The organism is Alkalimarinus coralli, assembly GCF_023650515.1.
GTDB lineage: Bacteria > Pseudomonadota > Gammaproteobacteria > Pseudomonadales > Oleiphilaceae > Alkalimarinus > Alkalimarinus coralli.
The window spans coordinates 2,138,819-2,153,776 of the sequence record NZ_CP096016.1 but is presented as its reverse complement, the minus strand read 5'-3'; the positions used below and the strand labels follow the sequence as shown (position 1 = coordinate 2,153,776).

Annotated in this window: 15 protein-coding genes; 14 read left to right on the top strand and 1 reads right to left on the bottom strand. The window is 46.2% G+C overall.

The window, feature by feature from the left end:
- Positions 1 to 26 precede the first annotated feature (26 nt).
- From MY523_RS09520 to queF, 5 genes are all read left to right on the top strand, one after another.
- Entirely contained in the window at positions 27 to 1,355 is a 1,329-nt protein-coding gene (locus MY523_RS09520; RefSeq protein WP_250658535.1) for a cyclic di-GMP phosphodiesterase, read from the top strand.
- A 61-nt stretch (positions 1,356 to 1,416) separates the two neighbouring features.
- Entirely contained in the window at positions 1,417 to 2,085 is a 669-nt protein-coding gene (locus tag MY523_RS09515; protein WP_250658534.1) for a tRNA-uridine aminocarboxypropyltransferase, read from the top strand.
- 77 nt (positions 2,086 to 2,162) lie between these two features.
- Positions 2,163 to 3,083 (top strand): ABC transporter ATP-binding protein, encoded by a 921-nt coding sequence (locus MY523_RS09510; protein ID WP_250658533.1) that lies wholly within the window; start codon positions 2,163 to 2,165, stop codon positions 3,081 to 3,083.
- Positions 3,084 to 3,857 carry an ABC transporter permease gene (locus tag MY523_RS09505; RefSeq protein WP_250658532.1) on the top strand — a complete coding sequence of 258 codons (774 nt, stop codon included), beginning with the start codon at positions 3,084 to 3,086 and terminating at the stop codon, positions 3,855 to 3,857. It begins immediately after the preceding gene.
- Between the two features lie 84 nt (positions 3,858 to 3,941).
- Positions 3,942 to 4,766 carry an NADPH-dependent 7-cyano-7-deazaguanine reductase QueF gene (gene queF, locus MY523_RS09500; RefSeq protein ID WP_250658531.1) on the top strand — a complete coding sequence of 275 codons (825 nt, stop codon included), beginning with the start codon at positions 3,942 to 3,944 and terminating at the stop codon, positions 4,764 to 4,766.
- A 92-nt stretch (positions 4,767 to 4,858) separates the two neighbouring features.
- Here the strand turns inward: queF and MY523_RS09495 are convergent, their stop codons facing one another.
- Positions 4,859 to 6,265 (bottom strand): adenylate/guanylate cyclase domain-containing protein, encoded by a 1,407-nt coding sequence (locus tag MY523_RS09495; protein WP_250658530.1) that lies wholly within the window; start codon positions 6,263 to 6,265, stop codon positions 4,859 to 4,861.
- A 391-nt stretch (positions 6,266 to 6,656) separates the two neighbouring features.
- Here MY523_RS09495 and MY523_RS09490 point away from each other — a divergent pair, with 391 nt between their 5' ends.
- The 9 genes from MY523_RS09490 to flgH all read left to right on the top strand — a co-directional run bounded on the left by MY523_RS09490 (position 6,657) and on the right by flgH (position 14,892).
- Positions 6,657 to 7,220, top strand: a complete 564-nt coding sequence (locus tag MY523_RS09490) for a nitroreductase family protein (protein ID WP_250658529.1) — start codon at positions 6,657 to 6,659, stop codon at positions 7,218 to 7,220.
- 35 nt (positions 7,221 to 7,255) lie between these two features.
- Positions 7,256 to 8,437, top strand: coding sequence for an AAA family ATPase (locus tag MY523_RS09485; protein WP_250658528.1), 1,182 nt, complete (start codon positions 7,256 to 7,258; stop codon positions 8,435 to 8,437).
- A 319-nt stretch (positions 8,438 to 8,756) separates the two neighbouring features.
- Positions 8,757 to 9,161 carry a flagellar basal body rod protein FlgB gene (gene flgB, locus MY523_RS09480; protein WP_250658527.1) on the top strand — a complete coding sequence of 135 codons (405 nt, stop codon included), beginning with the start codon at positions 8,757 to 8,759 and terminating at the stop codon, positions 9,159 to 9,161.
- 2 nt (positions 9,162 to 9,163) lie between these two features.
- Positions 9,164 to 9,604, top strand: a complete 441-nt coding sequence (flgC, locus tag MY523_RS09475; RefSeq protein WP_250658526.1) for a flagellar basal body rod protein FlgC — start codon at positions 9,164 to 9,166, stop codon at positions 9,602 to 9,604.
- 37 nt (positions 9,605 to 9,641) lie between these two features.
- Positions 9,642 to 10,319, top strand: a complete 678-nt coding sequence (locus MY523_RS09470; protein ID WP_250658525.1) for a flagellar hook assembly protein FlgD — start codon at positions 9,642 to 9,644, stop codon at positions 10,317 to 10,319.
- Positions 10,320 to 10,431: 112 nt separating this feature from the next.
- Positions 10,432 to 12,372, top strand: a complete 1,941-nt coding sequence (locus tag MY523_RS09465; RefSeq protein ID WP_250658524.1) for a flagellar hook protein FlgE — start codon at positions 10,432 to 10,434, stop codon at positions 12,370 to 12,372.
- A gap of 62 nt (positions 12,373 to 12,434) precedes the next feature.
- Entirely contained in the window at positions 12,435 to 13,178 is a 744-nt protein-coding gene (gene flgF, locus MY523_RS09460; protein ID WP_250658523.1) for a flagellar basal-body rod protein FlgF, read from the top strand.
- Positions 13,179 to 13,385: 207 nt separating this feature from the next.
- On the top strand, positions 13,386 to 14,171 hold the full coding sequence (gene flgG, locus MY523_RS09455; protein ID WP_250658522.1) for a flagellar basal-body rod protein FlgG: 786 nt from the start codon (positions 13,386 to 13,388) through the stop codon (positions 14,169 to 14,171).
- Positions 14,172 to 14,205: 34 nt separating this feature from the next.
- Positions 14,206 to 14,892, top strand: a complete 687-nt coding sequence (flgH, locus tag MY523_RS09450) for a flagellar basal body L-ring protein FlgH (RefSeq protein ID WP_250658521.1) — start codon at positions 14,206 to 14,208, stop codon at positions 14,890 to 14,892.
- Positions 14,893 to 14,958: the final 66 nt, after the last annotated feature.

Sequence of the window (14,958 nt, the reverse complement as noted above, 5' to 3'; positions counted from 1 at the left end):
ATAGTTGATTGTTAAGGGTGAATGTCATGCAGGGTAATCAACAAAAAATACCCGTACACGAGTTACAGATTGGAATGTATGTATCCAACCTTGATAGGCCGTGGTGTGAAACGCCTTTTCCTATACAGGGTTTCTATATTAGAAGTGCTGATGAAGTTAAATCTCTGGAATCATACTGCAAACACGTTTATGTCGATGTCGTATCTGCCAAAAAGCAGGCATATGAAAAACACGCAGTCATGGGGGGCTCAGGCTATAGTGGGGCTAGTTCCCGAGAAACAGGTGCATCTGTTTTAAAGCTCCCACCACTGAAAATACGGAACAGGGTTAAATATCCTGACATAGCTTCCGGAAAAACAGTTTCTTCTTTGAAGAAAGAGGTTTCTAAGGTGGGCAAGTTGCAGCGCAATGTCAGTGTTGCGTTAACCAATATATTTGAAACCATTCACTCTGGCGGTACTCCGGTTTATAAGGATGTTAGTAAAGCGGTTGATGGCATGGTTGAAAGTGTCATTCGCAACCCTGATGCGCTGGTTTGGCTGACGCGTGTTAATACTCATGATCAGTTTAGTTACCAGCATGCAATTAGTGCGTCTATTTGGGCGCTAGTATTGGGACGCTACCTGGGGTTGGAGAAAGAGGTTCTCAAGCAGCTTTCGACCGCAGTGCTGTTGTCGCAAGTTGGCAAGGCTAAGTTACCGAAGGAGGTTCTGGAGCACCAGCATACATTAAATGCTGAAGCCTTTGAGCACTATAAAAAGTATGTAGAATATAGCGTTGAGATTTTAGAATCATCGGGTAATGTCGCCAATGCTGTTATTGATGTTGTTAGGTGTCATCGAGAGCGGCACAACGGTACAGGGTTTCCGAACGGTATAACAGGAGATCGAATTCCACTGCTGGCTAAAATCGCGGGGTTGGTGGATGCGTATCAGGAAATGATTGAGCCGCGGCCAGGCGTTCAGCCAGCACCTGCCGCAGTAGCAGTATCAAAGCTTTATGAAAGCCGTAATATAGAGTTTCAGGAAGAACTGGTTGAGAGCTTCATAAAGGCGATAGGGGTTTACCCAACAGGAACACTTGTTGAGTTAAACAGCCAGGAGGTGGGTATTGTTTTAAACCATAACCCGAAAAGAAGATTGTGGCCAAAGGTTGCAGTAGTACTCAATGGCGATAAGAAACCTTTGAAGCAGGCCAAGATCATTGATTTATTGGCCTATAACGAGGGTAAGGGACAGAAAGAAGCGCTCAACATATCGGGCAGTTTACCGGCGGGAGCCTATGATATTGACCCGTCAAACTATCTTATTACCGGTGCGACTAGCCGTTGGAGCTGGCGCCACTTTTCGAGTTAATCGTTTTTCCTCAGACCTCCTCATGCTAAGCTACGCGCCTTTGGTATGAGGAGCAATTTCAATGGCAAGAGAGCGTTGCAAGGTTTGCGGAAACGCACGTGTTGCTTGTATCTGCAAGTGGATAGCGCCTGTATTCAATAAAACATCGATCTTAATTCTTCAGCATCCCGACGAAGTAAAAAAGCCGTTAGGAACGGCAAAAATTGTCTCTCTTTGCCTTCAAAATGTGGCTATCAAGGTGGGAGTTGACTTCTCTTGCGATGAAGAGTTGAGCCGCCTCTTGTATAGTGGCAGTGGAAATTTGGCACTGCTGTACCCTTCAAAGTCGTCGACACGTTTGGGGGACTGGTACAACAACCTCGAAGAGCTCAATGCTGCAGGGCCTCTTCGTGGGGAAACTGCAGAGGGTATCAACAGCAAGAAAACGCTTATCGTCTTGGATGGTACGTGGCGCAATACCCGTGAAATCATGAGTGTTAATAAGCTGTTGCACGACATTCCCTTTGTCTGTCTGGATCCAGCCGAAAAATCAAACTATCGAATTCGAAAAGCCCCTTTTTCTGACTATCTTTCTACAGTCGAAGCGGTCTCTCAAGCACTTCAAACAGTAGAACCGCTAACTAATGTTGATGTGATGCTTGAATGCTTTACCAATATGATTGATTACCAGATCAGCCGAATGGGAGAGGAGTTATACCGAAAAAATTATACGCAGGGCGATTGCGAGTAAGCAGTTTGTCCGCAGTAGTTGAATTTTCTGTTTTCGGCCCAACATTAACCCCCTTATGCCACTACTGAAAGTTGACTATGTATAACGCACTGAGTATCCAAGGGTTACGTAAAGTCTATAGCAACGGACATGAAGCTTTAAAAGGTATTTCGCTTGAGGTGAAGCAAGGCGACTTTTTCGCATTGTTAGGCCCAAATGGTGCTGGAAAATCGACAACACTTGGGATTGTTTCGTCGCTGGTTGGAAAAACATCAGGCCAGGTTAAGATATTCGATTATGATATTGATGTCGATCTTGTTAAGGCAAAGATGCAATTAGGTGTTGTTCCACAGGAATTTAACTTTAATCAGTTTGAGAAAGTCTTTGATATCGTAGTCACCCAGGCGGGTTATTACGGGATACCGGCCGCTAAAGCAAAGCAGAGTGCAGAAAAGTACCTAAAAAAGTTGGGCTTGTGGGATAAGCGGGATATACCTTCAAGGCTGCTTTCGGGGGGCATGAAGCGCAGACTGATGATTGCGAGAGCCCTCGTGCACGAGCCACGGTTGCTCATACTTGACGAACCTACCGCAGGTGTCGATATTGAGCTTCGTCGTTCAATGTGGGAGTTCATGAAAGAGCTGAATGAGCAGCAAGGCACCACTATTATTCTGACCACACACTACCTTGAAGAAGCAGAGTCGCTTTGTCGCAATATAGCTATTATTGATCAGGGCGATATTTTGGCGAATACCAGCAAAAGAGAGCTATTAAGCCGTCTCCACTCTGAAACGTTTGTGCTTGATCTTGCTCAGCCCCTTGAACAAGCCCCCAACTTGGTCGGATTTAACGCCAGGCTCAATAGTGAAGGGGAGCTAGAGGTAGATATTGCCCAAGGGCAAACAATTAATACGCTCTTTTCCGAGCTGAATCGTGCCTCTGTTGAAGTGGCGAGCATTCGGGCGAGGTCTAACAGGCTTGAAGAGTTGTTTGTGCGCATGGTTGAGGAGGGTAGGTAGATGGGCGCATACCGAATATTTATCGCTTTTCAAACGATCGTAGTGAAAGAAATACGTCGATTCACCCGCATATGGGTGCAAACCTTGCTGCCACCTGCGATAACGATGGCGTTGTACTTTGTCGTGTTCGGAAACTTGATTGGCCCAAGAATCGGAGAAATGGAAGGCCACCATTACATGGACTTTATCGTTCCTGGTTTGATTATGATGTCGGTAATTACCAATTCCTATTCCAACGTTGTTTCGTCGTTTTTTGGCATGAAATTTCAAAAGAGCATTGAGGAGCTGGTTGTTTCGCCTGTACCAAATTGGGTAGTGTTAACAGGGTATGTTGCTGGGGGCGTGGCGAGAGGTTTGGCCGTTGGGGCAATAGTCACAGCACTGTCATTGGGGTTTACAGAGCTTAAGATTCATGACTCTTTGGTTATGATATCGGTTGTTGTATTGACCGCAATTCTGTTCTCTCTGGGCGGCTTTATTAATGCGATGTATGCAACAAAGTTTGATGATATTTCAATTGTTCCGACGTTTATTCTGACGCCGCTCACCTATTTAGGAGGGGTGTTTTATTCTATCTCTCTACTACCAGAGTTCTGGCAAACGGTTTCTAAGGCGAACCCTATCTTATATATGGTCAATACCTTCCGGTATGGAATTTTAGGGGTAACCGATATTGATGTCGGTTATGCGTTTACAATGATTATCGGATTTACCATTGTGCTCTTCGTGTACTCTCTCCACTTGCTGAACAAAGGTAAGGGGATACGCAGTTAAATGAGAGCAGATAATAGGCCGTCGGCTTGTAGGTTGTGCTGATGCCGTTAAGATCAGAAACCACGTATTTTTCGGGTTAATAATATGGTTGATTTAAGTAAAACACTGTTGGGCCAAAGCACTGAGTATATTGATCAATACTCGCCAGCGCTATTGCACCCACTTCCGCGTAAGGCCAAGCGAGATGAGCTGGGTATTGACTCGTCGCTGCTTCCCTTTAGCGGTGTTGATATCTGGACGAGCTACGAGCTTTCATGGCTGTCCCCTTCCGGGAAACCTCAAGTTGCCATTGTTGAGTTTGCTATCCCCTGTGGTTCGGCCAATATTGTTGAGTCCAAATCCTTCAAACTCTATTTAAACTCGCTCAATCAAACCGCTTTTGACTCAGCTGACCAGCTGGAAAAGGTACTGGCAAAAGACTTAAGCAAGGTTGTTGAGAGTAAGGTTGATGTCAGGATCATACCTTTGGAGCAGTCTGTTGGGATTAGCGCCGGTAATGAGGGGAGAACCTTAATTGACCTGATAGACATCAATGATGTTAGCTATGAGGTGGATTCAGCGTTACTTTCTTCAACCAAAGGGCGCCGAGTTGAACAAAAGCTGGTTTCCCATCTGTTAAAAACTAATTGCCCGGTTACAGGTCAGCCAGACTGGGCCTCGGTATTAATCGATTACGCTGGTGATGAAATTGACCATGAAGGGTTACTTAGGTACATCATCTCGTATAGAAACCATCAGGATTTTCACGAGCAATGCGTAGAGCGTATCTTTATCGATATTATGGAAAAGTGCGCGCCAGAGAAACTTACAGTTTATGCCCGTTATACGCGTAGGGGAGGCTTGGATATCAACCCGTTGAGAACAACAGAGCCGAGCTATTCAGGTAATTTACGACTGAGCCGCCAATAGCAAGGGAGGCCTATGTTGGTCATTGTTGTTGATATTGATTGAGCGCTGGTGCCAGAATTAGTCTAAGCTAACACACTTTAAACAGTGTTTGCTCAATCAATATCTTCCGAGTCTTTGAGTTTTTGCGCCGCAGATTCCAGTGCCCGGACAATTTGGTCTTTTTCGCCTGTACCTATTTTTCCGGTATCGAGATACATCGCAAAGCCGGCTGTTTCGTGCTCCATAAAGCTTTGGTTAGCGCCAATTTCACGCCTGAAATCAACGACCTCATAGATTGGGACCGAGCGTGAGAACCCTTTTACTGTGATTTCGCCCTTGTCTCTGCACATAACCATATCTTTAACCAGCGAGAATGTTTCGTACGAGACCAGTATCTCGCCCGGCTCTGCGAGCGTTTCCAGTCGGCTGGCGAGGTTTACTTCTTTCCCTATAATGGTGTAGTCCATTCGGTTTTCTGCACCGAAATTCCCCACAGTGCAATAGCCCGTGCTTATCCCCATTCTAATTTCCAGTGGCGTTCTAATCCCCTGGCTCTGCCACTTCTGCCTTAGCACTTTCATGCGTTTACGCATGTCTATTCCCATGGCAACACAGGCAAGGGTGTCTTCTTTAGCGCCTCGACTGGTTGGGTCACCAAAGAATATCATGATGCTGTCACCCACAAACTTATCGATAGTGCCGCCGTACTTGAGCGCGATTTGAGACATGGCATTGAAATAGGTGTTGAGAAGTTCGGTTAGACTCTCAGGCTCCATCTCTTCAGAAAGCTCGGTAAACCCTTTGATATCAGAGAAAAAGACTGCAAGCTTTTTCCGCTGGGTTTCAAGCCTTACATCACGTTCACCGGTGAAAATAGACTGCCAGACCTGGGGCGATAGGTATTTAGCCAACTTATGAGAAAGCGTGATTGATTGCTCTCTCTGATGCTGGATGAGTGATTTAGCGTGCACCAATGCTCTGGCCTGCTGATGCGTATAGTAGGCTGTCACACAGATATAGATACCGGTACTGATACCGGAAACTATACTGACAATAATGGGAGTCGGAGGGGCAAGTTGTAGCCCGAAGTAAAGTGACGAGATGCAGATACTGGTAAACCAGGCCAGATTCCCATACAGCCAGCTTTTCATTCCACCCACAATAATGAAGCTGAAATTCATCATTAAAATAAAGAGGAGCGTAGGAACCAGGCTAAAATCGAGCAGTACGATAATAGGCCCGGCTAATATAGCGTCAATGAGAAGAAGGCGGTGACGAATAACCGGATTGCGTTGTTTATTAAAGTAGCGAACCGTGAAATACAGTAGATGGGGCCAAAGCATGGCGCCGGGAATTAGCCAGATTAACTCTGCGTCAAAATGCCCTGTTAGAATTCCTGAAACAATGATTGCTGCGCCAGCAAGATAAGCAAGAACACGCGCGTTGTAGTCCGGCATGGGAGGAATTGCCACCTGTTTTCTAGGTGTGACTTGCCGGTTAGCTTTGTTTGTAATCGTCATTGAATTCATTATTTTTAATATTGTTACGAGACCTTTTAACGCTGTATTTGTAAGAGCAGTAGTCGTGCAAAGATCTCTGTTACAGCTGAACGCTGTTGATGCGTCCTATAATAACGCGTTCTAGTCGCGGAATCATTGTCTGTCGAGAGGCATTGTCTGTCGAGAGGCATTGTCTGTCGAGACGCATTGATTGTCGAGACAGTAAATCTGTCGGAACAACTACTTTACCGGATTTGCCATGCGACTAACATTGATAGCGGTATCTTATTGATATTTGCTACACTTCGCTAGAGTTATTATAAAAATACTCTTGCACAGTCGTTGTGCAGCGATCGCTTGTAATGATCGCGTGTAATGATTGTACTCCGCTCACTTTATAGAAAGGTCGCCAATGTCGCATCCCGTCACAGAATTTTTGTTACAACGTAATTCATTTGCTCGATTGACATCTCCTGCCCCAGAAGGCGAACTTCTTGATACTCTTTTTCAGACAGCTCTGCGAGCGCCTGACCATGCTATGCTCAGGCCTTGGCGATATCTGGTGATTGAAGGGGATGCCTTGAAACGACTGGGTGACCTTTTTGCGTCCAGTGCGCTCAACGCCGACCCTGATCTATCGCCCGCTCAGCAAGAAAAGTGTCGTAAAATGCCGACTCGAGCCCCGATGATTATTGTGGCGATTGCATCGACGCAAGAAAACCCTAAAGTACCCGAAATTGAGCAAATTGTTTCAGTGGGCGTCGGGGTCGGTTATTTGCTCGTTGCGCTACAGGCAGAAGGCTTTGGCGGCATGTGGAGAACTGGCCCTCTTGCTTATAACCCAGAAGTGAAAAAAGGGTTGGGGTTAACGGCTGAAGAGCATATAGCGGGCTTTCTTTATGTGGGAACACCCGAAGGTAAGCCGAAAGCGGTGCCAACTCATGATGTAAATACATATGTTAAAAAATGGAACTAAAAAGCAGCCTCTGGGTTTGAGTGGTTCTTCCTTATATGATCAAAGCCTTCTCAGTATCTAACTACCGCTCCTTAAAAGACATCGTATCGCCGTTGTCACGGTTGAATGTCGTTACAGGTCCAAATGGTTGTGGTAAGTCCAACCTATACAAAGCGCTACGCTTATTGTCAGATACAGCTAGAGGTAATTTAATTTCTTCTATTGCACAGGAAGGAGGTCTCGATTATACCTTTTGGGCTGGGCCAGACGAGTTCAGCAAATCAATGAAAGATGGTTCGGCGCCTATTCAAGGAAATGCAAAAAAGAAAAACTCACGGCTAAGGTTGGGGTTTGTCGGAGAAAATTTCGGTTATTCTATTTCGTTGGGTATGCCTCCTCCTCAGGGTTATGCTGGATATCAAGAACCGTCGATGTTTCAGTTTGACCCTGAGATCAAGCGTGAGTGCATTTGGGCTGGAAACACCTATCGTCCAAGTTCTTGCTTGATTGACAGAAATGGGCCTATTGTCAAAGTTCGTTCCGGTCGAAAGTGGGAGGTTTATGACACGCGTCTCAACACTTATGAAAGTATTTTGAGTGAGATAAGTGATCCTGTGTCAGTACCCGAGGTTTATGAAGTGAGGCAATCTATCCGGAATTGGCGTTTCTACGATTTGTTCAGAACTGATGCTGATTCGATTATTAGAACGCCGCAAATTGGCACGCGAACAACTGTTCTCGATCATGATGGCCATAGTTTGGTCGCCGCGCTAAGAACAATCTACGAAATTGGAGATCGAGACGCCTTATATGAATCTATAGAAGATGCGTTCCCTGGTGCCACGATTGGGTTTGAGGCTGATGCGGGTAATCGGTTTTCGCTTAAGTTTATTCAAAACGGACTGTTGCGGCCGTTAAACCAGGCAGAATTATCTGATGGTACGTTACGTTATTTACTGTTAGTGGCGGCATTGCTTACACCTCGACCACCTTCACTACTGGTGCTAAATGAGCCGGAAACCAGCCTGCATCCAGATCTGCTTCCAGCATTAGGGCGCTTAATTATTCGTGCGGCGGAGCAAACACAAGTTTGGGTGGTCTCCCACGCTTCGCGTTTAATTGCAAGCTTGGAAGCTAACAACGAATGCAACTCCATTGCTTTAAACAAAGAGCTAGGCGAAACATTTATTCTGGATCAGGGGTTATTGGATGCTCCAGCTTGGCATTGGCAAGATTAAACTTCGAGCATTCATTGCACCCAAAAATGTAGGTCTTTAAGTTTTGGTTTCAGCCCTTCAATACCACTTGCTTTATCTGCACGGGTGACGTGGTTGCCCCTCTGCGGTAACCGTTTGCCGTAAATCATATTATTTCTGTCCAATATTTTATTTAAATATCTTAAATCAATGGGTTAGGTGTTTTTGGCATTGCTATTGCTTTGTTACTGGTAATTAGAATTTTGCGGACACTATTAACCGTAATTGATTAAAACACTATTCGATTATATGCAGCACTGCATTTTTATATGCAGAACCGCATTTAATTTGTGGAGTAGCTATGAGCATTTCATTTGACAACGCATTAGGCATACACGAACAGGCACTGAACGTTCGGGTAAAACGTGCTGAGGTGTTAGCTAACAACTTGGCTAACGCAGATACGCCAGGGTTTAAAGCACGGGATCTGGATTTTAAAGCCGTGCTGAATAGCAAACTTAATCAGCCTGGTGAAGCCGCTCCGATGTCTGTTGCAAAAACAAACTCAAAGCATTTATCAACGGCGAGTGCATCCTCAGAATCACTTTTGTACCGAAACCCCACGCAGCCTTCGATAGATGGCAATACGGTCGATACTCAGCAGGAGATGGCGGCCTATATGAAGAACGCGATGGATTATCAAGCCAGTTTCCAGTTCTTAAATGGCAAGTTTAAATCAATTACAAATGCAATAAGGGGTGAGTAACGATGTCTCTTAACAGAATATTTGATATTGCCGGTTCGGCTATGTCGGCTCAATCCATGCGTTTGAATACCACGGCCAGTAACATTGCAAACGCGGATACTGCCAGTAGTAGCACCGATGAAGTGTATCGTGCGAGAAAACCTGTATTTGCATCGATTCAGCAATCAGTGATGAAAACAGGGTTTAATACGGCATTTACCGATATGCCAGAATCGCAAGGGGTTGAAGTAAAGGGAATTGTTGAAAGTGATGCCCCTTTGGATATGCGCTATCAGCCAGATCATCCTATGGCAAATGATGATGGGTATGTCATGTACCCAAACGTGAATGTTGTAGAAGAGATGACGGATATGCTTTCCGCGTCACGTAGCTTTCAAACAAATGTCGATGTCATGGATGCCGCTAAAACCATGATGCAACGAATTCTAACGCTAGGCCAATAACTCAGCATGTTCGAACTAGAAATAGCAGGAGTCAGTTATGAGCGATTTTAACACTGTTTCGCCAACCAACGATGTGTTGAGTCAGTACTCTTTTAAAACGCCAGAAAATAAAGGGACTGGTGATCTTGGCAAAAATGAATTTATGGAACTGATGGTTGCCCAGCTTAATAATCAGAATCCGCTGGAACCCCAGGAAAATGGTGAGTTTATTGCCGAGTTGGCCCAATTCAGCTCGCTGGAAGAGATGCAGTCGCTGACCGCTACGGTGGAAGGATTTACGTCCAGTTATCAGTCCACACAAGCGCTTCAGGCTTCTGCGATGGTTGGCCGATCAGTACTGGTTAATGCTTCTACGGGGCCAACCTCTGTTGCAGGCACTATTAGCGGTGTTGTTGATCTGCCTGCCAGTACATCTGACTTACGAATATCGGTCTTGAACGAGTCGGGCGAACTAGTGAATCAATACGACATGGGGCAACAACTTGCCGGTCAGGTTTCGTTTTTATGGGATGGTAAAAATAACACAGGTGATCAAATGCCTGCCGGTAGATACACCATAAAAGCTGAAGCCAGTTACAGCGGAAAAACGGAACAGGTTGCTACAATGCTGAGTGCGAATGTGGATAGCGTATCCATTGGAAGCAATAGTGCAATCACTCTGAATTTAGCCGGAATGGGTGGTGTGCCGCTAAACGAGATTCGTCAGATTAACTAATTGTGATCATTAAGGCCGCTAAAGCCGGCATAAGCCAAATTGCTTTAGTGGTAACCCATAACGTTGCCTTGCTTAAAAGCGGGTCTAACTACAACAGAGTACGAGGTGTTCCATGCCGTTTAACGTTGCACTGAGTGGATTAAAAGCATCTTCCCTGGATTTGGAAGTCACTGGTAATAATATTGCCAATACCAGTACGGTTGGTTTTAAAAAATCAAGAGCTGAGTTTGGTGATCTATATTCAAACGCGTTTCTAGGGGGCGGATCCAATTCGGTTGGTGATGGTGTACAGGTTCAAAATGTACGCCAGGTCTACAACCAGGGGAATATTAGTTTCACCGATAGAGGCCTCGATTTAGCCATTAGCGGGAGTGGCTTTTATGTGTTAAGTGATGGCGGCGAGACCAAGTATTCAAGGGCTGGACAGTTTGGTGTTGATAAAGACGGTTTTGTGGTCAATAACACCGGAATGCGGTTGCAAGGCTTTGATGCTGATGACGATGGTAATGTGGGTGGGGTGTTAACCGATATTGAAGTTGATAACTCCAATCTGGCACCTGTTCGTACCACATTGATTGACCCGGATCTGAATCTGGACTCTTCTCAAAGTGTACTTGAAGAGCGGGGAACCCGGTTATTGGCTCAGGGTGGGTTGTCGGGTGAAATTACAGCGGGCATCTCGAACGGCTTTCCTTCTGAAACCTGGACGATCAACTTACCAGATGGCACCACTAACTCAATTACAACGGCTGCAAATACGTCAGCGGGAGCTATCGCCGCCTCTCTATCAACTCTTCCGGGGGTTGATGCTTCAGCGAGTACATTGGCAACGCTGGATGTTGGAACCTATAATCCGGCGGCAGGGGATTCTCTGCTGATTAACGGTGTTACCTTCTCTGGCACTGACTTAACGTCGCTCAGTAGCTTGGCTATCGCGGTTAATGGGTCAGCCCTCGGTGGTGTAACGGCTGTACTGCAAGATGCTGGTTTGGCGACAGAGCGTCTTGAGCTGGTGCATAATCAAGGGGGAGACCTTTCCTTTACATTGCAAGGTACAGGAACGATCAATGTTGATGGTGTAACGACTAACGTGCTGTTAGACCCTGCCAATGCCGCACCCGTTCCCAGTGCCACTGTCGGCGGTATTTTAGATATAATCGTTGAGGAAGGCGCTACGTTGACGCCTGCAACAAACACGCTTGTTGCATCATTCTCAAGTTCATCTTTCAGAAATAATCAGTTCGATCCAACTGACGCTGGCACCTATAACCATGCGACGTCAACGACCATCTACGATAGCTTGGGTAATGCACATGTGGCCACAATGTATTTTGTTAAACAGGGGGCTGGCTCAACCGTACAGCCAAATACTTGGCAGATGCACATGCTTATTGACGGTCAGGACGTAGGTGACCCGGTTGTAGGGACAACGCCAACACGCGCATCTTATACATTAATTTTTAATGAAGATGGCACCATGAACCAGAATTTGTCGGATCAGGTGTTGGTTTCGAACTGGACGCCATTGGATCCGAGTGGCAACCCTAACGGCGCAAGCGGGCCGATTAATGTCGCCAATGGCGGGGCGTTGCCGATCCCCAACCCGCCTACCAGTTCAAACTTCGAGATAGACCTTTCAGACACTACGCAATTTGGTAGTTCGTTCTCTGTGAGTGATATGCAGCAAAATGGCTTTACAACGGGACGGCTGGTTGGGCTAGATGTGGATGAGTCTGGCATACTGTTTGCTAGATATACCAATGGGGAGTCAAGAGTTCTGTCTCAGGTGGCACTGGCAAATTTCAATAATGAAGAAGGCTTGTCGCCTGCTGGTGAAACAGCTTGGGTTCAGACGTTCGCCTCAGGTGATCCGGTAGTCGGGGCGCCAGGTACTGGAACATTGGGGTCATTGACTTCAAGTTCGGTAGAGGAGTCGAATGTTGATTTGTCTGATGAGCTGGTTAATCTAATCGTTGCTCAAAGAAATTATCAGGCAAACGCCAAGACGATAGAAACGGCAGACCAGGTTACGCAAACAATCCTGAATATCTAAAAATAGGGTGAGGGCGTAATCTTGCCCCGCTTTATATCGATAGATCAGATGAGGAAAACAGGATGGATAAAGCACTCTATATATCCATGAGTGGCGCAAAGCAGTCGATGTTGGCGCAGAGAGCGCACTCAAACAACTTGGCTAACGTAAATACCACAGGCTTTAAGAACGACTTTGCGCAAGCCCGAAGCATGCCGGTTTATGGTGAGCACCATCCGACTCGAGCATATGCAATGACTGAAAGGCCAGGTACAAATTTTCAGCAAGGCCCGTTAAATGAAACTGGCCGCGAGCTGGATGTGGCCATAAAAGGAGAGGGGTGGATTGCTGTTCAGGCGCCAGACGGTTCAGAAGCCTATACTCGGGCGGGAGATTTGCAAACAGATAGTAACGGCATTCTCCGCACCGGATCCGGGTTGCCGGTATTGGGTAATGGTGGGCCGGTCGCTATTCCTCCGTCTGCGAAGATGGAGATTGGTGCAGACGGAACCATTTCCGTTATCCCTCTTGGCCAGCCTGCTGATGCGCTAGCGGAAATTGACAGAATTAAATTGGTAAACCCTCCAAACGACCAGATTGAAAAAGGAGCAGATGGCCTGATAAGAGTAAAGGAGGGTAATCCGCCTGCTGTTATTGATGGTAATGTTCGTTTAGAGCCCGGCTTTCTGGAAGAAAGCAACGTCAATGCTGTAGAGTCGTTGACTGAAATCCTTTCACTTGCTCGCCAGTACGAGCTTCACGTTAAAGTAATGAGCACTGCGGATCAGAATTCTGAGGCAGCGGCACGCTTATTGCAGATCTCTTAGTAGAGCAACATTAACGGCATAAAACCGTCAATTTAGGAAATTGCTCGCCGCCTTATTTAACTAAAGGCGGCTAACGATTTCCGTGGGGCTTTCGACTTCTACAGAACCATCATTTTTATAGGTGTATTTGACTTATACATTGCCTATGGAAAAAGTCGGTCTCCTTTGAAAGACGCTTGCTGTGTAGACGCTAACTAGGAGGTGCTCATGCATCCTGCATTATATGTCAGTAAAACAGGGCTAAGTGCTCAAGATACAGCCTTAACAACAACGTCGAACAACCTTGCAAACGTTAATACCACGGGGTTTAAGCGTGAACGTGCGGTTTTTCAAGACTTGTTGTATCAGATAAAACGCCAACCAGGCGGATTAACCTCTCAGGACTCAGAGCTTCCATCCGGCTTGCAGGTGGGTACAGGGGTTCGGGTTGTCGGTACGGCGAAGGAGTTTACCCAAGGGTCTTTGCAGGTCACCGAACAGCCGTTAGATATCGCGGTAAACGGGCGAGGGTTTCTTCAGGTTTTGCTTCCTGACGGCAACATTTCTTATACCCGTGATGGTCAATTTCAGCTTAATTCGAACGGCGATATTGTTACGGCAAATGGCCACCCTCTGGAACCTGCTATTACGATACCTGAAAATACCTCGTCCATTACTATAGGGACTGATGGTACGGTGTCTACCTTGGTTACAGGTGATACCGCGCCAACAGTAATTGGCAACATTACAACGGTTGATTTTATCAACCCGCAAGGCCTTGAAGCGATTGGCAATAATCTGTTTAGAGAAACAGGAGCCAGTGGCGATCCGCAGGAGGGTACACCCGGCCTGGATGGTTTGGGCACGCTTGAGCAGGGGATGGTTGAGTCATCAAATGTAGAAGTGGTTGAAGAGCTGGTCAATATGATCACTACTCAGCGGGCTTATGAGATGAACTCAAAGGTTGTTTCTACCGCCGACCAGATGTTGCAGTACATCAGTCAGAATATTTAATGGCGCACTTATGATTAGACAAGGGGGGATGATAATGAACATCGTAAAAGTAATCTGTTCATTTGGGCTGATTGTGATCGCAAGTGGCTGCAGCACCATCAACCGTGAAATTCCAGAGCCAGGCGATCCGGCCTATGCTCCCATGCCAGCTCAATCTCTGCGATCACCTGAAGAGGTTAATGGTTCAATTTTTCAGGTAAACCGCAACTTTGGTCTCTATGGCGATCAAATTGCACTGAATGTCGGCGATATTTTGACGGTTACCTTGGCTGAAAAAACCACATCGTCAAAAAAAGCGGAAACAACTTATGGCAAGGATAGCGAAATATCTATTGATGAAGGCACCTTATTGGGCACCGCTATTTCTGCAAAGAATCTAAGCATGTTAACTGACCTTGACCTTGAGCGGGATTTTGATGGTGAGGCAGAAAGCGACCAAAGCAACAGCCTTGATGGCAGTATCTCTGTCACCGTATCTGAAGTATTGCCCAATGGAGTGCTTAGAATCAGAGGAGAGAAGTGGTTAACGTTGAGTCAGGGAGATGAGTACATTCGCCTGACAGGGCTTGTACGACCTGAAGACATTTCGACGGCTAATACCATACCTTCTACCAAGGTTGCCGATGCCCGAATTGCATACGGAGGAACCGGTGACTTTGATCAGGCAAACCGAATGGGCTGGGGGGCCAGGTTCTTTAATAGCGAGTGGTTTCCATTTTAATGACTTATTTTATGCTGTTATCGAACGCGGTGAGCAAGGGAATCCGGTCTGTTAAGCAGTCAGAGT